The 22,920-nt window shown below is 31.6% G+C and carries 20 protein-coding genes and 1 pseudogene; 8 read left to right on the top strand and 13 right to left on the bottom strand.

What is annotated here, in order from left to right; translation table 11 throughout:
* Positions 1 to 88: 88 nt before the first annotated feature.
* The 3 genes from CD113_RS05410 to CD113_RS05400 form a co-directional block, all read right to left on the bottom strand.
* Positions 89 to 1,294 (bottom strand): multidrug effflux MFS transporter, encoded by a 1,206-nt coding sequence (locus CD113_RS05410; protein WP_095092800.1) that lies wholly within the window; start codon positions 1,292 to 1,294, stop codon positions 89 to 91.
* A 181-nt stretch (positions 1,295 to 1,475) separates the two neighbouring features.
* A complete protein-coding gene (locus CD113_RS05405; RefSeq protein ID WP_002462050.1) occupies positions 1,476 to 2,858 on the bottom strand; it encodes a zinc ribbon domain-containing protein in 1,383 nt (460 codons plus the stop codon).
* Positions 2,859 to 3,054: 196 nt separating this feature from the next.
* Positions 3,055 to 3,510 carry a MarR family winged helix-turn-helix transcriptional regulator gene (locus tag CD113_RS05400; protein WP_002462049.1) on the bottom strand — a complete coding sequence of 152 codons (456 nt, stop codon included), beginning with the start codon at positions 3,508 to 3,510 and terminating at the stop codon, positions 3,055 to 3,057.
* A 209-nt stretch (positions 3,511 to 3,719) separates the two neighbouring features.
* Between CD113_RS05400 and CD113_RS05395 the strand changes: the two genes are divergently transcribed.
* Complete coding sequence (locus CD113_RS05395; RefSeq protein WP_040800970.1) at positions 3,720 to 4,682, top strand: YdcF family protein; 963 nt, start codon at positions 3,720 to 3,722, stop codon at positions 4,680 to 4,682.
* 55 nt (positions 4,683 to 4,737) lie between these two features.
* Here the strand turns inward: CD113_RS05395 and CD113_RS05390 are convergent, their stop codons facing one another.
* Entirely contained in the window at positions 4,738 to 5,400 is a 663-nt protein-coding gene (locus CD113_RS05390; protein ID WP_002462047.1) for an ABC transporter ATP-binding protein, read from the bottom strand.
* Positions 5,400 to 6,455: an ABC transporter permease gene (locus CD113_RS05385; protein WP_040800972.1), complete on the bottom strand. Its 1,056-nt coding sequence runs from the start codon at positions 6,453 to 6,455 to the stop codon at positions 5,400 to 5,402. The genes CD113_RS05390 and CD113_RS05385 overlap by 1 nt, the downstream gene beginning before the upstream one ends.
* Positions 6,456 to 6,660: 205 nt before the next feature.
* Between CD113_RS05385 and CD113_RS05380 the strand changes: the two genes are divergently transcribed.
* The 4 genes from CD113_RS05380 (at position 6,661) to CD113_RS05365 (ending at position 9,740) form a co-directional block, all read left to right on the top strand.
* Positions 6,661 to 7,335: a response regulator transcription factor gene (locus tag CD113_RS05380; protein ID WP_002462043.1), complete on the top strand. Its 675-nt coding sequence runs from the start codon at positions 6,661 to 6,663 to the stop codon at positions 7,333 to 7,335.
* Positions 7,328 to 8,689, top strand: a complete 1,362-nt coding sequence (locus CD113_RS05375) for a HAMP domain-containing sensor histidine kinase (protein ID WP_002462042.1) — start codon at positions 7,328 to 7,330, stop codon at positions 8,687 to 8,689. The genes CD113_RS05380 and CD113_RS05375 overlap by 8 nt, the downstream gene beginning before the upstream one ends.
* 152 nt (positions 8,690 to 8,841) lie before the next feature.
* A complete protein-coding gene (locus CD113_RS05370) occupies positions 8,842 to 9,282 on the top strand; it encodes a LytTR family DNA-binding domain-containing protein (protein WP_002462041.1) in 441 nt (146 codons plus the stop codon).
* Positions 9,279 to 9,740 (top strand): DUF3021 domain-containing protein, encoded by a 462-nt coding sequence (locus CD113_RS05365; RefSeq protein WP_002462040.1) that lies wholly within the window; start codon positions 9,279 to 9,281, stop codon positions 9,738 to 9,740. The genes CD113_RS05370 and CD113_RS05365 overlap by 4 nt, the downstream gene beginning before the upstream one ends.
* Positions 9,741 to 9,871: 131 nt before the next feature.
* On the opposite strand, the gene mqo is transcribed toward CD113_RS05365, so the two are convergent.
* Together mqo and CD113_RS05355 are read right to left on the bottom strand one after the other, a co-directional pair.
* On the bottom strand, positions 9,872 to 11,350 hold the full coding sequence (gene mqo / locus CD113_RS05360) for a malate dehydrogenase (quinone) (RefSeq protein WP_002462039.1): 1,479 nt from the start codon (positions 11,348 to 11,350) through the stop codon (positions 9,872 to 9,874).
* Between the two features lie 593 nt (positions 11,351 to 11,943).
* Positions 11,944 to 13,542, bottom strand: a complete 1,599-nt coding sequence (locus tag CD113_RS05355; RefSeq protein WP_002462037.1) for an L-lactate permease — start codon at positions 13,540 to 13,542, stop codon at positions 11,944 to 11,946.
* A gap of 296 nt (positions 13,543 to 13,838) precedes the next feature.
* Here CD113_RS05355 and CD113_RS05350 point away from each other — a divergent pair, with 296 nt between their 5' ends.
* Positions 13,839 to 15,518 carry a CDP-glycerol glycerophosphotransferase family protein gene (locus CD113_RS05350; protein WP_002462036.1) on the top strand — a complete coding sequence of 560 codons (1,680 nt, stop codon included), beginning with the start codon at positions 13,839 to 13,841 and terminating at the stop codon, positions 15,516 to 15,518.
* 315 nt (positions 15,519 to 15,833) lie between these two features.
* Positions 15,834 to 16,107: pseudogene (locus CD113_RS05345) on the top strand (transposase); the annotation flags it as partial.
* Between the two features lie 305 nt (positions 16,108 to 16,412).
* On the opposite strand, the gene CD113_RS05340 reads toward CD113_RS05345, so the two are convergent.
* The gene (locus CD113_RS05340; RefSeq protein WP_002464762.1) at positions 16,413 to 16,997 is read right to left on the bottom strand and encodes a hypothetical protein; all 585 of its coding nucleotides are present in this window, start codon (positions 16,995 to 16,997) and stop codon (positions 16,413 to 16,415) included.
* Between the two features lie 342 nt (positions 16,998 to 17,339).
* Positions 17,340 to 17,852, bottom strand: a complete 513-nt coding sequence (locus CD113_RS05335) for a GNAT family N-acetyltransferase (RefSeq protein WP_002464761.1) — start codon at positions 17,850 to 17,852, stop codon at positions 17,340 to 17,342.
* A gap of 182 nt (positions 17,853 to 18,034) precedes the next feature.
* Here CD113_RS05335 and CD113_RS05330 point away from each other — a divergent pair, with 182 nt between their 5' ends.
* A complete protein-coding gene (locus CD113_RS05330) occupies positions 18,035 to 19,039 on the top strand; it encodes an acrylyl-CoA reductase family protein (RefSeq protein WP_002464760.1) in 1,005 nt (334 codons plus the stop codon).
* 209 nt (positions 19,040 to 19,248) lie between these two features.
* On the opposite strand, the gene CD113_RS05325 is transcribed toward CD113_RS05330, so the two are convergent.
* The 4 genes from CD113_RS05325 to CD113_RS05305 all read right to left on the bottom strand — a co-directional run bounded on the left by CD113_RS05325 (position 19,249) and on the right by CD113_RS05305 (position 22,737).
* A complete protein-coding gene (locus CD113_RS05325) occupies positions 19,249 to 19,650 on the bottom strand; it encodes a GNAT family N-acetyltransferase (RefSeq protein WP_002464759.1) in 402 nt (133 codons plus the stop codon).
* 30 nt (positions 19,651 to 19,680) lie between these two features.
* The gene (locus tag CD113_RS05320; protein WP_002464758.1) at positions 19,681 to 20,715 is read right to left on the bottom strand and encodes an NAD(P)/FAD-dependent oxidoreductase; all 1,035 of its coding nucleotides are present in this window, start codon (positions 20,713 to 20,715) and stop codon (positions 19,681 to 19,683) included.
* 277 nt (positions 20,716 to 20,992) lie between these two features.
* On the bottom strand, positions 20,993 to 21,409 hold the full coding sequence (locus CD113_RS05315; RefSeq protein ID WP_002464757.1) for a DUF2871 domain-containing protein: 417 nt from the start codon (positions 21,407 to 21,409) through the stop codon (positions 20,993 to 20,995).
* Between the two features lie 548 nt (positions 21,410 to 21,957).
* On the bottom strand, positions 21,958 to 22,737 hold the full coding sequence (locus CD113_RS05305) for an SDR family NAD(P)-dependent oxidoreductase (protein ID WP_002464674.1): 780 nt from the start codon (positions 22,735 to 22,737) through the stop codon (positions 21,958 to 21,960).
* Positions 22,738 to 22,920: the final 183 nt, after the last annotated feature.

The raw sequence follows: 22,920 nt of genomic DNA, 5'->3' as shown, positions 1-22,920 counted from the left end.
TGACTTAAATGATAGGGCATTGTGCCCTTTTTTTCAAAAAAATTCGGTTGGTAAGATAACTTTCAAATTATCTTATCAACCGAATTTATTATAGAGCCTTAAAAATTCGATAGTTAAGTAGTTGTAATATGACTAACACAATTGCTGTAACTGCAATAATAATAATATAAGGTGTAGCACTTGCTTCACCATCAATACCTACTAGCGGTGACATAATTCCTCCGAATAGAAATTGTACTAAACCAAGTAAACTTGATGAACTTCCGCGTCCTTTTTTACTTTCTTCCATCGCAATTGAAAATCCAAGCGTAGCAACACCAGTTACTGGAGCAATTAATATTATAAAGCTAATTAACAGCATCCAAAAATTCCAATGATTGATTAATGTAAGTATAACTAATATCACACCTATCACTTGAATAATTGTCATAATTCTTAGTAAACGATGTTGTTCAATATAATCTACTAATAATCCAATAAGTTGACTTGAACCAATTAAAGTTAACCCAATAAATGCAAACATCCAACTAAAATGTAATGCACTCATATGATAAATATTTTGCACGATAAATGGTGATGCAGAAATATATGTGAACAGTAATACGAATGTTACACCTTGAATCAGCATGGGTAATAAAAATCTAGGTGTCATCAATAATGATTTAAAATTACTAAACATAGTCTTAATACCGTTACCTTGTTCTCGTTGGTTATATGTTAAAGACTCAGGTACTTTAAATACGGAGCCAATTACCATTAAAACACCAAATATAGTTAATACAACAAACACCATGCGCCATACTGAATAGTTCAATATAATTCCGCCTAATGTAGGTGCAATTACTGGAGCTATTCCATTAACAAGCATCAGCAAGGCTAAGAATTTCGTTAAGTCATTACCACTATACATATCACTAGCTATTGCTCTTGAAATCACTGATGCAGCTCCACCTGTAATACCTTGTATTAATCTAAGTGACACCATAACCCAAATATTATCTACAAAAATTATTCCAAAACTAGCTAACGTAAACAATACCATTGCTATGACAAGAGGCTTTTTACGTCCAATTGAATCTGAAATAGGTCCAGCAAATAAGTTACCGAAGGCTAAACCTATCATAAACATCGACAATGTTAATTGAGCATTTGATGTAGTTGTGTCAAAATCATGTCTAATGTCTGGTAATCCTGGTAAGAACATATCAATTGATAATGCACCTATTGCGGTTAGTGCGCCTAATATAATGATAAAAATAGGTGACTTCTTATTAAAATGTGTTAAGTCATTCATTCTTCAACCACCTTTTATTGTCTTTTATTTTTGTTTTCCATTTAAACAATGTACCTATTATATAACAAAACACGCCTAATAAAACATCCTTTGTTACTAAAATATTTATAAGTCATTCTTACATAAACAATCCTTTCTAAAGTATTTTATCTTTACTTCAGAAAGGATTGTTATCTTGATATTAATCGTCAACCTTTTTTACTAACTGTAATCGATCTTGTGCGTTGTCTTCTAATTCATATTGATTTGTAACGACTTGCCCACTATTATCAATTAATTGTAATGTCGTTTTTATCGTCTTACCGTCTTGTTCAACATCAACGACTTCTGGTGATTTAATAGCTATCGTATTCCCTTGTGAAACATTTTTCTTCATACTGTTATAATACGTTGTATCCTTCTTTAAATAAGTAGAAATAAAATTAAAATTATCTTCACTAAATGCTGAATTGATAGCCATTGAATAGCCAGCAAAGAACTGTGTTAATTTATTTTTTAAGCTATTTTCTTCTTTTTCTTTCTTAGCAACGTAATCATTAATATCTTCACTATCAAAAGATAATGTTACTTCAGTGTTACTTTTTAGTTTACTCGCCTTGATTGTCTTAGTTTGCGTTGTAAATGTTTTACCCTTGGCTTTACCAGATGCTGAAATTGTAATGTCTTTATTTTGAGGATAAGGTCCATAACTTTTAGCTTTTGAAAATGCCATTTCTTTATCATTGATCGTTACTTTTTTCGATTTATCAGATAATTTAGTATCACCTTTTAAGGTAACATTAATATTTGCTTCATCGAAATCTTCAGTAATATCTACAGTTTCAGAATTACTTTGTTTAAAGTCAAAGTTTAAGCTCCCAGAAAAGACACCATTGTCTGTCGTCTTAGTTGTTGGAATATGGTAGTTACCTGGAATAAAATTACCAATAGGTGTCGTTTTATTCGCTTCAGCAATAACAACCTTTTTCTTACCATTTGATTTGAACTCATATTTTGTTTTGACTTTCGGCTTAACAATAGGTTGTTTTGAAGGTGCCGTAAAGCTCATATTATCGAAGAAAATATATCTAGTTCCATTTTTACTCACTCGCAATAAATTTTGACCAGATTTCGATTTAATATATGTGGCTACACTAGTATGGCTGTTATTCAATTTATGTACACTGTCTTCTAGTTCCTTCACAAATTGTTTTGTACCCACTTCATCTTTGATATATTGAATATATACTTCTGCTTCTTCTGAATCGACTTTATTATTTTTAGTACTTAAAATAGTGGCTACTTTTTGTTTATCATTATTCTCAATAGCATTCACCAAAATTTTCGATTGTGCCTCAGGAGAGTTAAAGTTCTTCAATAATAAGAATAAAATAATTAACAAAATAATAATAAATAAGCCTATAGCCCATGGTACTATTTTTCTTAACTTTAAGTTGCCAGTAAGCACTTCATTATCTGAAGACTTTCTATATAGTGTAGGTTGACTGTCGAATTGATGTCCACATTGTGGGCACGACTTTTGTTCATCTTTAACTTGTTTGCCACACTTTGGACAGGACTTCATAATTACACCTCGATTTCCATTTCTATTTGAACATATTTTTTAAAATATTAAATATTATTGGTATTCTATTATAATTATACATTTTATCAAACATTCAGAAATACTGATATGCGAAATTTTCCATTCCATATAGTTATATTATACGTAGGATGCTAGTCTTTTATACATACACATTTAGTCTTATCTTTAAACACAACTAATCATTCAAATTATATGCTTCTATACGTTTATTGATTACTTCCAAAATATATCTGACATTTTCAATTTCTTCATCTTCAAAATCATTTGTTATATCATTAGCAATATTATTCATTATGGCGTTACGTTCATCAATATATGCTTGGCCCTTTGGAGTGAGCGTAATAAACTTTAACCTTTGATCAACGTTTAAATTAGGTTTACCTATCTTTACTAAATTAGCATCAATTAATTTTTTGATGCGTCTACTTACTGCGGCCTTATTAACTCCCTGTCGCTCGGTAATTTCACTAATCGTTAATGGCTCACTATTTAACATACTTAACACATGCGATTGTTCTAATGAAATTTCATACTCGTTTTGTAAGTCTTTAAGCATTTGTGCTGTCAGTGCATTTATATTATTTATAAATTTTTCTAAAAATTGAATATGGTCATGTATTCGTCTTACCATTATTATTCTCCCTGTAGTGTGATTTCTTATAAAAAAATTATTATTCGAATTTAAAAATGATATCACTACTAATTATATATTAAAATTGCAACAAATAATATTATAGATTAACAAAGTTAATATATAAAGCCTTACTGCTAATACCCTTGCCTAAATATTTAATTTAAGCTACATTTATATCTATCTTTTATTGTTAGTGAGGTGGACAAATGATAGGGTCTATACTCTTATCTCTAATTATATTTAGTATTGTGTTACCCATATTGTTAAATCGGGCGATAACTTTGAATTTAACATCTTATATCAGTGTGATTATCTTGATATATATCATCTTAATATACTCACTCATTACGAATAACATGCCATATACATTATTATGTCTCATCGTTTTATTATGTTTATATTTAATTATTAAACATAACGTTATCTTTGCCGATTGTGTAGGACGTCGATTTGTTGCACAATCACTCATTTTTGGATATCGTTTCACACTTTTCACTTGTGCTTGTGCATATATAAGTACGAGTTCTATTGTCCTTATTAATAGCTTATTTTTGTGGATTACTATGATTGCCGTTAGTGCTATGTTATCTTTTGTTATCTATTTAGTTTGGACAGCTGCATATGCTAAAATGGCTTTCACTAAAGAAGTCGACTTAATTATGGTACTTGGTGCAGGCATATTTACCGAAGATGTGACACCTATGTTACGTTATCGATTAAATCGAGCTTTAACGATTTATAAACAACAAGTTAATCAAACTTATCTCCTTGTATCTGGTGGACAAGGTCCTGACGAACCAATATCTGAAGCACTAGCAATGAAACGCTACCTGATTAAACGAGGCGTTCAGCCTGAGGATATAATAATGGAGAATCAATCCACAAATACCTATACTAACTTTAGTCAGTCACAAGTTATTCTGTCACAACGTTTCAACACAATACCTAACATGATATGTGTTACGAGTCAGTTCCACATATTACGCGCTTTACGTATCGCTCAAAAATCGGGTATTAAGACAAAAGGTATCGGTAGTCATACACCGTATCATTTTTTCTTTCCTGTGCTGATTAAAGATTTTCTTGGGGTTATGTATCAATATAAATTATTATTAACAGTGTACTTCGCAACATTATTTATTATTAGTATGTTGAAACTATGGTTATAACAATAGCGTCCCACCACTGATTATGACAATCATTAATGGAACGCTATTATTATTGTTATACTATTTTACCATCTTCTAATTCTATGATGCGATCTGCATATTCAAACAGCCTTTGATCATGGGTGATCATCATCCCAATCATTTGTTGTGACTTAATATGTTGTTGTATCATTTCCACTACTTCAGTAGCTCGTTGTGCATCTAAACTTGCCGTTGGTTCATCTGCTAAGATCATTTTCGGTTGATTCATCAGTGCACGCATAATCGCTACACGTTGTTTTTCTCCACCAGACAATTGCTGTGGATGTACATGTAAGCGATGTGCTAAACCAATTTGACTTAACAGTGACTCAGCACGTTGATTACTATCGTTTTTAGACAATCCCGCTTCTCTTCCAACAAGTGTTAATTGTTCAATAACTGTTAAATATGGCACTAAATGTGATGATTGGAAGATAAAACCAATATCGTTCAAGCGTAATTCAGTCGCTTGATGTTCGCGATTAAACAATGGCGCATCATTATAAAGTATTTGTCCTTTAGTTTGAGTTAACAATCCACCTAAAATAGATAATAATGTCGTTTTGCCAGAACCTGAAGCACCATTTAAAATGACAAACTCCCCTTCATTCACTTTGAAATTGACTCCCTTTAATACTTTAGTTTCGGAATGTCCTTGTCCAAATGTTTTGACGATATTTTTAACTTCTATACCCATTATTCTGTACCTCCTATTGCTGCAATTGGGTCCACTTTAATGACTTTTACAAAAGATAAACTTGCTCCAATCATCGCGACAATAATAAATATGACAATCATTAATAAAATATTTTGCATAGTTAAATAAAATGGCATTGTTATAGGCATCACTAGTGATAGTAACGCAATAATACCAATCGCTATAACCACACCAATAATAGTTAGTACGAGTATTTGTATTAATAAAGCACTTATTAAGTGTCTCGTTTTAATACCTATTGCTTTTAATATACCTATTTGAGAGATTTTTTGTATTGTCATAACGTAAAAGAATGCAGTTAATACAATAGCTGTTATAACAAACAAACTGACAATCATCATGTTAAGTGGCGCTTGTTCAGCTTGATAACTCGCTATATTATTAGTTAAATCTTTTTCACTAACCACACTAACACCTTTAATTTGTTCTATTTTATGTTGTTGTGCGTTTGTTAAGCTTGAAACTGGATAAAATACTGAATATTGTTGATTTAACTGTTTAAAATCAGATGTATTGAGTAACACAATAGAGCTATGCGCATACATTGTTTCATTAAGGATTCCTACTACTTTATAGCTTTGTTTATGTCCCTTAAACTGAATATGACTTCCAACTTTAACATCATTTACTGCTAATTTATCATTGATAGCTACTTCATGATTATTTGTTGGATAATGACCTTCTTTTAATTTAAAATGATGTGCTTTATGATCATTCATCGTCATAACATCTTGATCTTTATCAGCTAGTTTTAAAGTTTGAGGATTTAGTTGATAAGGTTGTTGTTTAATTACCTTATTAATTTGTTGTTGCTGTGATATTGTTAGTTGTGATTTTTCAATCTGAGGTTGTTTCATTTTCTCAACAATATATTTATCATTATGAAATTGTTCAAATAAGGCAATATTTTCTCTCCCCAACCCTTGCGCTAATCCACTAATAAATAACACCATAATACCTAATAACAATATAATTATAGTGATTAGCGTATAGCGGAATTTATAAAATAAAATTTCTTTTAATGCTAGTTTCATATCCATTCACTGCTCCTTGTTCTATTTTTTATTCATTATAAAAAGCGAATGTGAACTCAATATGAACTATAGTTATTTTGGTATATTTATTTTTAGATTGTATAATAAAATGAATTAATCTATTCACTATATTAGCCATTTATAATTGTAAAAAATAAAGTATGCCCGAGATCTAAAAACCATTTTTAAATAAAGGAGTATCATAATGGTAAAGTGTTTAATTGTAGATGACGATCAACAAATATTAAATTATGTCACGAATCATTTAACGAAACATCATATACAAACGTATCGTGCGCTAGGTGGACAACAAGCATTATCTTTACTTAATCATCAACAAGTCGATATAGCTATTGTAGATATCATGATGGAGGGCATGGATGGCTTTGAACTATGCCAAACTTTGAAGACAGACTATCACTTACCAGTCATAATGTTGACAGCCCGCGATGCCTTGAGTGATAAAGAGCGTGCTTTTTTAAGTGGTACAGACGATTATGTAACGAAACCATTTGAAATCAAAGAATTAATCTTTAGAATACGTGCAGTCTTACGTCGTTATGATATTTATACAAACCAAGAATTAACAATTGGAAACCTGACGTTAAATCAAGCCTATATGGAAATACAGATTGGCTCTAAGACGATCACATTGCCTAACAAAGAATTTCAATTACTCTTTATGCTCGCTAGTCATCCACGACAAATTTTTACTAGGGAACATATCATTGACAAGATTTGGGGAATGGATTATGAAGGAGATACACGCACAGTGGATGTACATATTAAACGACTGCGTCAACGACTACAAAAACTAGCAGCCACTATCTCTATAGAAACAGTTCGTGGACAAGGATATAAGGTGAAAGAACATGTTTAAATCTCTTTATTCAAGAATTGCCATTTACACTATTACCGTTATTCTATTCAGCGCGTTGATTAGCTTTTTATTTACCAATGTTTATTATCATTTCTATTTAAAATCTTCAAATGATGCTAAAATCATGGCCATTTTAAAGGAGGCACGTTCTTTTGAAGAACATCAACAGTCGGATAGTACACGCGCATATTTCAAACATCTTGGCCAACTAAACTATCAACTTTTAACTGTTGACCAACAAGGACACAAGACATTTTATGGTGAACCTTTTCGCAAAGATACTTTGACGCAACAACATATTAAACAAGTACTAAATGGTAGAGACTATCACGGCATTAAAAATAAACCATTTGAACTTTTTGTCACGGGCTTTTTCGATAATGAGACTGATAATACTGTCGGTGTTAATTTTAAAACAGACAAGCAAAATTTAGCTGTCTTTATGCGACCAGACATCGGTCAAACATTTAGTGAATTTAGATCATTCTTAGCTATATTACTGACTTTATTATTGATCATTTCAATTTCTTTAGTCATAGCTTCAACTTATTCAATCATTAAACCAGTTAAAAAATTAAAACAAGCAACAGAACAATTAATGGATGGAAATTTTGATACGCCCATTAAACAAACTAGACATGATGAAATTGGTACATTACAATACCGTTTTAATATGATGCGACAATCTTTAGGACAAGTTGATGAAATGAGACAACATTTTGTTCAAAATGTGAGCCATGAAATTAAAACACCATTGACACATATTCATCATTTATTAAACCAACTAGAACATAGCAAAGATCAACAACGCCAACAATATATTAATGACATATTTAACATTACTTCACAGTTGAGTGACCTCACGACTGAGCTGTTACTACTATCTGAACTTGATAATCACCAACATTTAACCTTCAAAGATCGTATCCCGTTGGATATAGTCATTAAAGACATTATTCGTCATGAACAATACGCAGCAGATAGTAAAGATATAATTATAATGTCTGATTTACAATCACTCTATTTCCAAGGAAATGAGCGTTTACTTCATCAAGCCATTAGCAACTTAATTATCAATGCGATTAAATATAGTTTTAACGGTGGTATGATAGACATCACGTTACACAAAACGAGCGCTCAAATAGAACTATCAATTGCCAATGAGGGTGAGCCATTAAGTGATGTTAATCAACAAAGATTATTTGAACGTTTTTATAAAGTAAGTCAGCATGATAACAGCAATGGCTTAGGTCTTGCTATCACTAAATCAATTATTGAATTACATCACGGAACCATACAATTTCACCAAAATGATGATCACTTAAATACATTTACAATACACTTACCATTATAACTCCATTTACACTACTTGATATTACAAAGGTTCAAGTAGTGTTTTTATATATAATTATGTTCCGTTTAGTACCGATTTTCGACCATTTAGTTTATTTTTAAATCACTATTAATAGAATGTGATTTAATAAAAACAAAGGAGGTACCATCAACATGAAACTCAACTTATTTATCAATGAAAACGAGCATGAAAGATATATTGATATTCATGCTCCTGAAATGGATGACAGTATCGAACATATTATTAGTGCTGTTAAAAATTGTGATAAATCACACACCATCAAAGGTTATATTGAAAAAGACATACACCTTATTCATATCGATGACATCATTACATTTAAGACAGTAAATAAACATATCGTTGCCTTAACAAAATCTCAACAATTTAACATTAAATATCGGTTGTACGAACTAGAAGATATCTTACCTAGCTTCTTTATACGTATTTCAAAATCAGAAATTGTTAACAAGTACTACATTGAGAAATTATCTCTTGAACCAAATGGTTTGATACGTATGTATCTAAAACATTCATCTTACACCTATTCTTCTAGACGTTATTTAAAATCTATAAAGGAGAGTCTTGCGCTATGACTGCTAAATTTTTCAGTTCTATGCTTATTAGTTTGTTAATTGGTTTAACATTGTCAATTTTCTTTAGTGTACTATATGCACAAGGTCAATATTACCCACTGAATCCAATGTCAACAATAGGACAATTCTACTTTACTTATTTTTCAGAACCAACCATAATGATAATTTCAATTGTTTTATGGTTGTTAATTGGCTTTGTATTTTATATTGGAAGTTTAATTTTTAATGCAACAGATTGGAGTATCACAACAGCAACTATGTCACATTTTATAGTGACTTATTTCGGTTTTTTACCATTAGCTATATTAGCTGGTTGGTTTCCCATTACAATAATTAATCTGCTATTTTTCACTATTATTTTTATCGCTATTTATATTATCATTTGGCTTATCAACTATTTTAAAAATAAACGTTATGTTCAAGCTATAAATCAAGAATTGCAACAAAAGCGTCACTAAATCTTCTTAAGTCTGTCCATCAAAATAAAGTCCCGAAAAAATATCACTATTGTGATTCTTTTCGGGACCTAAATAATATACAGAGCTTCACTACTTAATACATAGCTCAAACATTTAGCTATAATCCAAAATTATTTTACATTTAAATATTTAGTTACTTCTTTATTAATAGCATGATACATTTCTTCATTGTCCGATAATTTATTACCAAATGATGGTACCATTTCTTTTATTTTTGCTTCCCATTGTTTAAAATCTTCACCATAACAACGTTGTAAGACATCAAACATAATATCAACTGCAGTTGAAGCGCCTGGTGAAGCGCCTAAAAGTGCGGCTAATGTGCCGTCCTCAGACGTGATAACTTCTGTACCAAACTGTAAATTACCTTTTGTATCTTCTGTATCTTTGATAACTTGTACACGTTGACCAGCTGTAATAACTTCCCAGTCTTCATTCTTAGCATTTGGGAAAAATACTCGTAAATCATCCATACGTTCATCATTAGATAACATGAGTTGAGATATTAAATATTTAGTTAAACTCATTTCTTTAATACCTGCTGATAACATCGTAACGATATTATTAGGCTTAACTGATTTTATAAGATCTAAATATGAACCTGTTTTTAAAAATTTAGGTGAGAAACCAGCAAATGGACCAAATAGCAATGAACGTTGTCCATCAACAAAGCGTGTATCTAAATGTGGTACTGACATTGGTGGTGCACCAACTGCAGCTTTACCATAAACTTTCGCATGATGACGTTTAATAATATCTGGATTCGTACATCTTAGGAATAAACCACTAACAGGGAAACCACCTATATGTTTAGATTCTTTAATACCTGTTTTTTGTAAGAGTGGTAGACTTGCCCCACCTGCTCCGATAAAGACAAAATCTGCTTCATATGTTGACACTTTATTAGTTGTTAAGTCTTTGACTTCAACTATCCAAGTTCCTTTAGCTGACTTAGAAATGTTAAGCACTTCTTGTTTATATTGAATATGTACACCACGTTGTTCTAAATTATGGAATAAATCATTTGTCAATGCACCGAAGTTAACATCCGTTCCAGTTTCATCATATGTTAAAGCAATTGGTTCATCAGAAGAACGACCTTCTATCATTAATGGTACCCATGACTTCATCTCTTCTTCATCTTGAGATAATATCATTTTTTCGAAAAGTACATTTTGTTGTAAGCTTGCAACACGATTTTTAATGAAGTTAACATTATCTTCGCCAATCACAAAGCTCATATGTGGCACTGATTGGATAAATCTTTCAGGTCGCTCTAATTGACCAGTTCTTACAAGATATGCCCAAAATTGTTTTGATAATTGAAATTGTTCATTAATTTTAATGGCCTTAGTAATATCTACAGAACCATCTTTACCTTCTTTAGTATAATTCAGCTCACATAAAGCCGAATGTCCTGTACCTGCATTATTCCAAACATTTGAACTTTCTTCCCCAGGTTGTGACAACCTTTCGAAGACTTTAATAGTTTTTTCAGGTGATAATTCTTTTAATAATGTTCCTAATGTTGCACTCATAATACCGCCACCAATTAAGATGACATCTGTTTTGCTATGTTGTGTTGTCATAACAAATACAGTCCCCCTTTTCAATGAATAATGGAACGTCTAGGCTTTGTAATCTCACGCTTTATTACATTAACAAACGTGTTTCATATGTTGATATCACTAAATATCATTATAATCTCAACTTATACTATTATTGTATCATTAAGCCATGATTATTAAGATAATTAACAACCCTCAACAATTTTTAAAAATTAAATAACTCATTCTTTATTTTAACATAAAGCGCTATCATTTTTGAAAGATTCAAACTTTAGCTTTATCGAATCATTTACTTTATTCATACTACTCGATGTTTTTTTACTGTATGCAAATTAAAAACCGAGATTCGCAATGAATAGTGCAAACCCCGGTCTATATTATCTTTAGAAATACTTTGGCATAGTGTCGGAAACCGAGACAACAATCATTATTACGAAAATATTTGTCTTACACATTAATGTAAAATCCACGTGTAGAATTTTTGATGCCGAGTTACGCTCATACAGCAATACTGCTTTGGATGATATAAAGTTACTTTATCACTATTTTATCATTCAGACAGTTACTGCTAGTGGCATCATATTAAGTATAGACATGTTTGTCCAAGGTTCACTTTATAATAAAGATAGAATGAATGTCCAAATACAGACAAATATTAATAAGCAAACGCTATATTTCAAAGTCATTTTCAGTAGTTCAGATTCTTTACCTACCTGTTTAACAGCTGCTGTAGCAATCGCAATGGATTGAGGAGAAATTAATTTAGCAGCAACCCCACCAACAGTATTCGATGCTACAAGTAATGACCCACTTGTACCAATTTGTTGCGCAACAGAAGCTTGTATTGGCGCAAACAAGGAATTGTTGTTAACTACTGATCCAGTCATAAAGACACCTATCCAACCTAAAATTGGCGATAGAATTGGGAATACATGCCCTGCTTTAGCAATACCTTGTCCCATAGCAGCACTTAAACCGCCATACGTTGTAATTTTAGAAATTGCTAAAATAAAACATATAGTTACTATTGGTAACCATAATTCTTTAAACGTCACACCAAATAATCTTACAGTATCATTAAAACTCACTTTCTTAGACATTAATACCGTAATAATTATAGTTAATAAAATCGCTGTACCAGTTTGTCCAATGACATTTAATGTTAAAACTAATGGTTTATGTGTAATATCGCTCAAAGTACCAGGTAAATTGAAATGAAATACGAATGATGATAATGCACCTTTAGGTAAGAATAAATGTTTAAAAAATGGCGCACTCCAAATCATGACAATGACAGTTAATATAATAAATGGACTCCAAGCATACAACACGTTGCTGGTTGAATGTTGTGTCGTTTGTTGAATTTGATCATTAGGGTTCACACGATAAATATGTTTTGGTTGAAACTTTTTAGAAAATAAAGCCAAAGCTAACATAGATGCTAATGGTGGGATAATATCAGCAAGTTCAGGACCACTAAATACTGTTAACACAGCTTGTAAAAATGTATACGTAATCGATACCACTAAAATAGATGGTAATGTTTCTTTAATACCTTTAAACCCATCTATTATAAATATTAATAAAAACGGAATAAAGAAATTAATAATAGCTAAAGTTAATGTTGATGATTGAGATACATCCAATACAGTGATATGTCCTGGCAAATGTAATGTTTCAACTACTCCTACTGGAATACCTATTGCGCCAAATGCACCTGATGCTGCATTAGCAACTAGGCATAACATTGCAGCTTGCAACGGATGAAATCCTAACTGTGTTAATAACAATGCACAAATAGCAATTAGCACTCCAAAACCTGCTGCACCTTCTAAAAATGCATTAAAAGAAAATCCGATAAGCAATACTTGAATACGTTGATCTTGTGAAATATTCGTTATGCTATCTTGAATTGTAATAAATTGACCTGACTCTACAGTGATTTTATATAATAAGACGGCCATCATTACAATATAACCAATAGGAATAATACCTTGAAAGAAACCTTCTACGATTCCTCCAGTTGCAATGCCAACAGGTAATTTAAAGCATGGCACTGCAATTATTAATGTAACAATTAATGTAGTAATTGCTGCATAGATTCCCTTCATTTTGAATAAAGTTAAACATAATAAAAATAAAATAATAGGAATTGCTGCAATTAAAGTCGATAACAATAAATTATCAAAAGGGTTAAATGTGTGTACTAACATATGATGACTCTTCTTTCCTTTTAATTTTGTAGTGTTAATCATCTAAAATCTACTCATTTTTTAGTTACCGATAACATTTTTAGATTTCATGTGATTTTTTTCACATGTAGATTATATCAATTTTTATTGTGTCACACAATATACATATTCTATTTTATTATTATTTTATATAAAAGCATTAAAAAGATTACATCATTCAAACTATCTAAGTGAAGTTTGTGTGTATCATGAATTTTATGATTTGTCATGATAGAATGAATAAGACACTATAATGAGAAACGGAAGATGACATAATAATGATTAAACAAATAAATGTATCGAACTTAACTAACTTAAAATCTCATTTACAACAAGCTTCACGCGAAGGTTATACACATGTTGTACCTTATAATAACGACTTGACGCTTTATCAAGCTATGCTAGATGCAGTTAAACTGGATCAACGTTCAATCGTTGTAGATTATACAATTGATGAGCACTATTTAAATAATTGCTCGTACTTCGGACAAACTACTATTCATTTTAATGATTGGGTCAATAATGATTATTTAATGCCCAATGTCATTTACTTGATCGATCAAGCAATTGATATCATTAACAACTATCAAATTGACGCTTTATTCGACTTAGCACTGATAACTTTATTACAAGGTAATTTAGCTGTAGATGGACATGTAGTGTTCAATTTCAATAATCAACCAACTACGAGTGACACTTTTTGGCATTCGACTGTGCATGAACTTGATATGGATGACCTTACTACGCAATTTTACTTGGATAAAATTGCCTATGAACATCACTACAAAGTACCGTTTCGTCAAATTAATATGAATGATACCAATCAATTAACTAAATTAGATCATAAGTTATTATCTACACATTTCTTTATGCCTGGTTGGTTTTATCGTTTTTCAAAACAAAGAACATTGAATAAACATCGTAAAGCATGTGGTTTATACGACAAACAATATAACCAATCAAACAATCATATCGTTTTTTTAGGTGACCATTATCATTACGCAGGAAATTCTAAGTATCTTTTCAATTATTTTGTTAAACATAACCCAATGGTGGAAGCATATTTTATTACTGATGAACGAAGAGGGCCTCACTTCTTATCCCTAGATAACAGTGACACGCTAGAAATCATAGAAAGTGCCCGTATTGTGATTTTGGAAAATGATTTGCCAAACGGCGTTAACGCCAATGGAACTTTAATTCAATTACATCAAGGTACACCAATTAGACAGCTCTTTTTAGATAGCAAAGAGCCTAGTAACAATGCCAATATACCTTATTATCGAGCTAAACGTTATAATCGTTGGTTACAACATGATTATATTATCCATTCTGTTAATGATATTAGTCGTTTTTATGAAAGTGCATTTCCAAGTCACCAGGCAACTGTGTTAGCTTACGGTAATCCTAAAATCCAATATTTGCTACAAAAGCAACATGATACATCATTACGAAAACAATATCGTCAATCATTTAAATTAACTGACGATAAACCAATTCTCTTTTATGCACCTATTGATACGCTGAGTCAAGAACAACTTCCTTTATCTGATGCGTTATTTAAAACATTTCATGTTATTGTACAAGGTATTGACGAAGCTATACTACCTGAAGAAGCTATTGTTGCACCAAGACAATTAAGTGCACAAGATTTAATATTATTAGCTGATGTGGTATTAACGGATTATTCTAATATTATTTTTGATGCTATGACTATAGATAAAAAAGTGTGTTTATACACACCAAATCATAGTGAGTTCGTTAAAGAGCAAGGTGTAAACGAGGAAATATGGAGTCACTTAACTAAAATTTGGTATACCGATAGACAATTATTAATTAACAATTTAATAGCCGATGCCATTCCAACCTTAAAATACCCACAAACCGAACAAACCGAACAACCACTCGAATCCATATCACAACTCATCCATAAGATCATAAAAGAGCCCAGGACATAAATCCCAAAAATAATAGCACAAAGATGATTCTATTGTTAAATCGTCTTTGTGCTTCTTTATGTTCAATACTCCGTATTGTAGTTTCGCGTTCCCAGGGTGCTGTCTCAGCCTACCCCAACTGGCAATACTTGTAGAAACTGATTAAATCAGTTTCTCTCTGTTGGGGCCCCGGTCTTCGACTAGCACTGCTCCCTCGGGAGTCTCCACTACAATACTTCGCTTCTGTGTAATATTACATGTAAATACTTCAAAAAAATAAGACACTTTCGTATAATTTAATTAATCACTACAAAAACTAAATTAACGAGGTGCCTTATGTATAAAGATTATAACATGACTCAACTTACACTACCAATGGAAACTTCAGTTAAAATTTCTCAAAATGATATTTCAAGATACGTTAATGACATAGTTGAAAGCATACCAGATAGAGAATTCGACAAATTCAAACATTATCGTGGTGCGACTTCATATCATCCAAAAATGATGTTGAAAATTATTCTATATGCCTACACGTAATCTGTATATTCTGGAAAAAATTTAAAGACTGGTCAATGGTAGTCTTCATATGATGTGGTTGTTTCAAAATCTTTTATGCCGGGTCCCTAACACAGAAAAACTGGTATCCAGTTTTTTCACGCAATGCCCGTTGGGGTGATTAATCAACTGTATTCCTTTTTATACTTAGCAAGAACACTGACGTTACTTTGTCATATATTATTCAAAGAGCCTAGGACATAATCATTTCAGACTTAAATTCAAGCATTTGACAGTAACTGTCTGGTTTGTAAAATGTTGATAAATCAAAGTTTTACAAATCTAATCAGTCTTGCCGGGGTAAGATTACGAAATAAATTTTATATAAACTTTGTTTCTATCCCACTCCCTTATATTTTATTGCTGATAATTTGGATCTATAACCGCTACTTGTCCTTCTTGATTTACAGTAACTATTGAATAAGCATCCACATTAGGATCTTTGAAACTAAAGACATAATTATACTTACCATTACTTCCATCAATTGAATAATCATTATATACTTTTTGATTATTACCAAACTTATTCGCTTCTGTTTCAGCAGAATTTAAAGCATTTTGAAAATTAGGTAATGTAGCTAATGCTTGTTCATCATCACCATCAAATGGATAAAGGTTACGTGCTATTTTTACAGCATTTTCACTTTGATATGGATCCCCATTTTGTGCATGATTAGTTGCTGGTTGCTGATTTGAATTTTCAACATTATTGCTTTGTTGATCATTACTATCACCTTGTCGTTTATTCGCTTGGTTAGTTTCTTTTGGTTTACTCACTTTATTATTGTTTTCATTTTTCTTTTTGTCATTAGATTTTTGATCTTGTTGCGTAGTCTTTTCTTTATCATTATCTTTATGCTTATCTTGTTCATGCTCATTATTTTGGCCACAAGCTGCTAACAATAAAAACATCGCAAATACTATCGCCATTAACTTTTTCATTTGTATCTCTCCTCTCATAATTAAAGTTAAACTTTTCATTCATTACAAGTTCACTTCATTACTACTAAGACACTATCGCATCATCAACTTATGCTATCTTTATTATAACTTAAATCTACAACAATTTTATTTATTTTCCTTAAAATTCATATCTTTTTCTACTTAAATTTAAAAAATAATCATCATTAATGTCAACATGTGACTAAAAATAAGTTATATATTGTGTGATCAATAACTGTCTTGGTAGATAACATGTTATTTAATATCAAAAAACTAAGTAAAGCGATTTATCTCTACTTAGTTTCTTGTGACATTATTAAATTAATCATTTAAACATAATATTTATAAGTCTTTTTCCATAATTAAATCTGTATCTACGACTTCACCTGTTCTAAAATGGTGTTCGCCAACGACTTTAAAGCCATGACTTTTATAAAAAGACAATGCTTGTGGATTATGTTCCCACACACCTAGCCAGATTTTATTTTTATGATGTTGGCGTGCTACTTGTTCTGCTAATTTGATAAATTCCGAACCACGTCCTCCACCTTGAAATGCCTCGTCAAAATAAATACGTTGGACTTCTAAATATGCTTCACCCATATCTTCAGTTTGAGCATCATCAATATTCAAATGTAAATAGCCAACATTTTTACCATTAACCTGATAAAAATAATGAAAAGATTTCGGATTATTAATTTCGTTATCAAATTTTTCAACTGTATAATTAACATTGAAAAATTGTTCAAAGTCTTTGTCATCATAATTACCTTTAAATGTGTTATAAAACGTTTTCTTTGCTAATGCTACTAGCTCTTCAGCATCTGCTGAACTAATCGTAACAATTTCACCCATGTTAACTTCCCCCTTCAATTCTAATATCAATTTAGTTAACCTTATATTAAATTGATATCATTTGTAAAATTACATTACCATAAAGTCATCTTAAAATATAATGATTGTATGTTCTAAACATAAGTGTTAAATTTATTCGATGTAATAGTCATTTTAATAGAGAAAAGAAAGGATGTATCAATGTGGTAGAATCATTTAAAGCATTTGTCATTGATAAAGAACAAGATGGTAAAGTTAAATCACAATTCCAACAATTAACAACAGAAGATTTACCAGAGGGCGATGTCCTTATTAAAGTACATTACTCAGGTATTAATTATAAAGATGCCTTAGCAACTCAAGATAATAATGCAGTTGTTCAACAATATCCAATGGTTCCTGGTATCGACTTAGCTGGTACGATTGTTGAATCTAATGCACCTGGTCATGATGTTGGCGACAAAGTTATTGTTACAAGTTATGATTTAGGCGTCAGTCATTTTGGTGGATTTAGTGAATATGCTCGTGTTAAATCAGAATGGATTGTCGATTTACCAAACACACTCACATTAGAAGAAGCAATGATTTATGGTACAGCAGGTTATACTGCAGGTCTTGCTATTGAAAGACTAGAAAAAGTGGGCATGAATATTGAAGATGGTCCTGTATTAGTACGTGGTGCTTCAGGTGGTGTAGGTACGTTAGCTGTTCAAATGCTAAGTGAAATCGGATATAAAGTAATTGCAAGTACAGGTAAAAAAGATACCGCTGATACTTTGAAATCTTTAGGTGCCAAAGAAGTAATCGATCGACTACCTATAGACGAAGATAATAACAAACCTTTAGCCTCATCAACATGGCAAGCATGTATTGACCCAGTCGGAGGCGCAGGTATTAATTATGTAACTAAGCGATTACAACATAGTGGTTCCATCGCTATCATTGGGATGACAGGTGGCAATACCTACACTAATTCAGTCTTTCCACATATTTTAAGAGGTGTAAATATTTTAGGTATTGATTCAGTCTTTACTGCTATGAAGTTACGTCAACGCGTATGGAGACGTTTAGCTAAAGATTTGAAACCTGAAAATTTACATTCTATTAAAAGTGTGGTGTCGTTTGATGAACTACCACAACAACTTGATAGCGTCATTAATCATCATAATAAAGGTCGTATCGTCATTGATTTCGGCGTCAGACAATAATATTTAACAATATACACACAATAAGCTCCCGATAAAGCAATCACACTTCTAGTGTTTGCCTTATTGGGAGCTTAATTATTATCATTATCGGTCATATAAATGATTATATTAATACGACATTATTTCATAAAGTTAGCGCTACATCATTTATTTCAAAGATATTGTCATCATTTATGATTTTGTATCCCAAGTACTAACAAATTACAATATTAATATTTAATATACATACCACCTGAGTATGGTTCAGTAGGTCTAAAACCAAACTTTTCATACAACTTATCAGCAGGATAATCAGCAATTAAACTCACATACGTACTCTCTACTGCCACATCTTTGATATAAGTCATAATATGTTCCATAATCGTATGTCCATAACCTTGTCCTTGATAATCTTTTCTTACGGCAATATCAACAATTTGAAATGCTGTACCGCCATCACCAATGATTCTTCCCATACCAATTAATGCAGCGTCATCGTATATTGTGACGGTATAACACGCATTCGGCAACCCTTTTTCAGCTGCTTGTGGCGTTTTAGGACTCATACCAGCATTCTTTCTCAATTCACAATAGTCATTTACACTTGGTATCTTATTCTTAATTATAATCATATAATCTCCATAATTTATCTGACATTCCTGTTAAAATAAATACTTACTAGTAATGGCTTTATTATCTTCTTTGAAAATATCATTGTGACTAGAAACATATCCCTCTTCTGGTGCATTGGGTTGAATGTATTGTTTCGCCAAATTTGCGGCATTACCAGCATCACTAAAGGCACTTGCAATTAAATGAGATTTCGCATCATGATGAACAATATCTCCACATGCAAATATACCATCAACACTTGTTGTTGTATTACCAAAGCCTTTAACACGATAATCATCATACATAGCTAATTGCGCTGTTGTTTCACTCAATAATGTGTTAGAGTGATCAAAACCATGACTTACAATTACTTCATCAAATGGTTGTACTTGTTCCTGACCAGTATCAACATGTGCTAACACTACTTCATTAATATGCGTTTGTTGATCATTTCCTATTAAATATTTAATCGTTGTCTTAGGTAGTAATGTCACATTCAAATCTGCAACTAACGTCTTCATAACTTCATGTGCTGTGATGTCTTCTTTGCGGTAAATAACCGTCACACTATTCGCTATTAATGCAATATCTCTTGCCCAATCTAGTGCAGTGTTACCGCCACCAGAAATTAATACATCTTTTCCTTTAAACTTACTATAGTTTTGTACAACATAATGTAAATTGGTTAATTGATAACGCTCTGCTCCTTTAATTTCTAAAGTCTTAGGATTAATGATGCCCCCTCCAATTGCAACAATAACCGCTTTAGATGCATAAATATGCCCTTTATCTGTTTCAACTTCAAAGTGTTGTTCTTGAATTTTTCTAATATCTATCACACGCTCACCTAAATTAACTTCTGGCTTAAAATACAAACCTTGGTTAATAGTATCCTTAACAATATCAAAACACGGCTTAGGTGCTACACCACCGATATCCCAAATAATTTTTTCTGGATACAATTGCATCTTGCCACCTAGTTCAGATTGTACATCTATAATTCTTACAGACATGTCTCTCAATCCAGCATAAAAACTCGCATATAGGCCAGCAGGTCCGCCACCTATAATTGTTACGTCTTTCATAAAGATCCCCCTCAATAGAAATATAACCGTACATTGATAATAATTATCATTTATTCACATTATACTACGCTCTATAAGTAAAGGAAAATAAAGCACACTGCATCATCTTGTTATTTGCAAACATAAAAAAAGAGACTAAATCTTAAATGCAACTACTATGTTTAGAGTCTATGACAGAAATAATTTTTATAAAAAATCATTTCAGGCCACTCCCATACATATAGATCATTTTGACTTAATCTCAAAGTTATTTATTTTAATTATTAACGCTATTTAATTAATCACGCGGTTCTTTAATAATCGCTTGTCTAAGTAAAAAGAATAACAATAACAATGCTGCTAGCATACCTGTATGTCCAATACCAGCAAACCCGGCTAACGCTTCAGGTGAATATGCTTTGCCTGTCACTTGGAATGAGCCTTTAATTAACATCAATCCAATAGTAGTAATGACACTGATATGATAAACATAAAAGAACCAGTTAAATAGATAATAACTTGTTAATTTGAATAATTTTTCTAGTGGTATGATAAGTAAAAACATGAACATACCTAAAATCAGTGTATGTGTATGTACTAGTGATAACTGTGTATCCCCTGTAAAATCATATGCCTTTGTTAATTCTCGATAATAGAAACCACTGACTAAACCAATTATCATATAGAAAAGAAACGAATATAATAGTCTACGCATCTTCAATCCTCCCTCACTACTACATTATAAATCATTATTTAAATTATAACAGTGACAATCTTACGAAGTAAAAGATGCTCTCATGCAATTATTTTTAAAACGCATAAAAATTAAACTGTAACAAAGGGGAGTGGGACAGAAATAAATTTTATATAAAATTTATTTCGTAGATGCCCATCTTGCACATTAATGTAAAATCCACACATGGATTTTTGATGACGGGTCCCTTGCCCAACTTGCATGGCATGAAAAAACTGGATAACCAGTTTTTCTATGTTGGGTCCCTGCATTGCATGTTAGAGTTTCTGCTATCTTGATAGCTAGAAAATCTTATGCAGTTTATTATGAATTAATAAACTGTAAACCTATTTCAGATAACCAGTTTTTTTGTGTTGGGTCCCTTCCACCCCGGCAGACTGACTAGGTTTTCAAAATGGTGATTTATCAACATTTTGAAAACCAGACAGTTACTGCCAAATGCTTAAATTTAAGTGTAAAATACATTTTGTCTCAAGCTCTTTCGTTACAGTTTGTTCGCTTTAACTATTTTATAGTGCTGTATAACCACCATCTACTGTTACAACTGATCCTGTGACAAATGATGATGCATCTGACGCTAAATACAATGCTGCACCTTGTAATTCTTCAGGTACACCAGGACGTTGCATTGGTGTCATATTCATCCAAGTATCGATCATTTCTCCACCCTGTGCAAAATAATCTTTAGTTAATTCAGTTTTCATGTAACCTGGGGCAATCGTATTAACACGAATATTATGTTTTGCCCATTCATTTGCTAGGCTTTTTGTTAGCATAATAACAGCAGCTTTAGATGTGTTATATGCTGCTTGTGGTTGTGGCGTATTAACTATAATACCTGACATAGATGATGTATTGACAATAACACCACTTTGTTGCTCGCGGAAGACTTTACCTACAGCATTAGTAACTAATACCATACTATTTAAGTTTACATCCATCGTCTTTTTCCAGCGTTCATAAGGCATATCTTCAAAATCAACATGTTCATTAATACCTGCATTATTAAATAAAATATCAATATGTCCAAATGTATCCATAGTTTCTTTAACCATGGCATTAACTTCATCTTCATTTGTTACATCTACCTTACATGCTATTGCTTTATTACCCGTAGCTTGTTCAAATTCTTGTGCCGTTTGTTGACCAACTTCTAAATTCATATCTGCGATAACTAAATTAGCACCCGCTTCTGCTAATGCAAGCCCCATTGCTTTACCTAAACCTGAAGCGCCCCCTGTGACAATTGCCACTTTATCATTCAATTTAAATTTATCTAAAATTGTCATATCCATCTCTCCTCTTTTTCATTTATGTTCATTTTAAAACAAAAAGATAAAATTTTATATAGAAAACGCTTACTTTTTCTCGTTTTTGCTTATTTTTTTCTTATTATTTCACTAATTTAATGGAAAATTAGCATATACGAACAATTTTAAACAATGAATATATTAAAAAAACTCTATCAAAGT

The organism is Staphylococcus simiae, assembly GCF_002902085.1.
Classification (GTDB): domain Bacteria; phylum Bacillota; class Bacilli; order Staphylococcales; family Staphylococcaceae; genus Staphylococcus; species Staphylococcus simiae.
Note: the sequence above shows the minus strand (reverse complement) of the source record. Positions and strands in the feature narration are given on the sequence as shown.

Bases quoted from the DNA above. Each gene is read 5' to 3' on its own strand.
- CD113_RS05410 (WP_095092800.1), bottom strand. From the start codon at position 1,294: ATGAATGACTTAACACATTTTAATAAGAAGTCACCTATTTTTATCATT.
- CD113_RS05405 (WP_002462050.1), bottom strand. From the start codon at position 2,858: ATGAAGTCCTGTCCAAAGTGTGGCAAACAAGTTAAAGATGAACAAAAG.
- CD113_RS05400 (WP_002462049.1), bottom strand. From the start codon at position 3,510: ATGGTAAGACGAATACATGACCATATTCAATTTTTAGAAAAATTTATA.
- CD113_RS05395 (WP_040800970.1), top strand. From the start codon at position 3,720: ATGATAGGGTCTATACTCTTATCTCTAATTATATTTAGTATTGTGTTA.
- CD113_RS05390 (WP_002462047.1), bottom strand. From the start codon at position 5,400: ATGGGTATAGAAGTTAAAAATATCGTCAAAACATTTGGACAAGGACAT.
- CD113_RS05385 (WP_040800972.1), bottom strand. From the start codon at position 6,455: ATGAAACTAGCATTAAAAGAAATTTTATTTTATAAATTCCGCTATACG.
- CD113_RS05380 (WP_002462043.1), top strand. From the start codon at position 6,661: ATGGTAAAGTGTTTAATTGTAGATGACGATCAACAAATATTAAATTAT.
- CD113_RS05375 (WP_002462042.1), top strand. From the start codon at position 7,328: ATGTTTAAATCTCTTTATTCAAGAATTGCCATTTACACTATTACCGTT.
- CD113_RS05370 (WP_002462041.1), top strand. From the start codon at position 8,842: ATGAAACTCAACTTATTTATCAATGAAAACGAGCATGAAAGATATATT.
- CD113_RS05365 (WP_002462040.1), top strand. From the start codon at position 9,279: ATGACTGCTAAATTTTTCAGTTCTATGCTTATTAGTTTGTTAATTGGT.
- mqo (WP_002462039.1), bottom strand. From the start codon at position 11,350: ATGACAACACAACATAGCAAAACAGATGTCATCTTAATTGGTGGCGGT.
- CD113_RS05355 (WP_002462037.1), bottom strand. From the start codon at position 13,542: ATGTTAGTACACACATTTAACCCTTTTGATAATTTATTGTTATCGACT.
- CD113_RS05350 (WP_002462036.1), top strand. From the start codon at position 13,839: ATGATTAAACAAATAAATGTATCGAACTTAACTAACTTAAAATCTCAT.
- CD113_RS05340 (WP_002464762.1), bottom strand. From the start codon at position 16,997: ATGAAAAAGTTAATGGCGATAGTATTTGCGATGTTTTTATTGTTAGCA.
- CD113_RS05335 (WP_002464761.1), bottom strand. From the start codon at position 17,852: ATGGGTGAAATTGTTACGATTAGTTCAGCAGATGCTGAAGAGCTAGTA.
- CD113_RS05325 (WP_002464759.1), bottom strand. From the start codon at position 19,650: ATGATTATAATTAAGAATAAGATACCAAGTGTAAATGACTATTGTGAA.
- CD113_RS05320 (WP_002464758.1), bottom strand. From the start codon at position 20,715: ATGAAAGACGTAACAATTATAGGTGGCGGACCTGCTGGCCTATATGCG.
- CD113_RS05315 (WP_002464757.1), bottom strand. From the start codon at position 21,409: ATGCGTAGACTATTATATTCGTTTCTTTTCTATATGATAATTGGTTTA.
- CD113_RS05305 (WP_002464674.1), bottom strand. From the start codon at position 22,737: ATGACAATTTTAGATAAATTTAAATTGAATGATAAAGTGGCAATTGTC.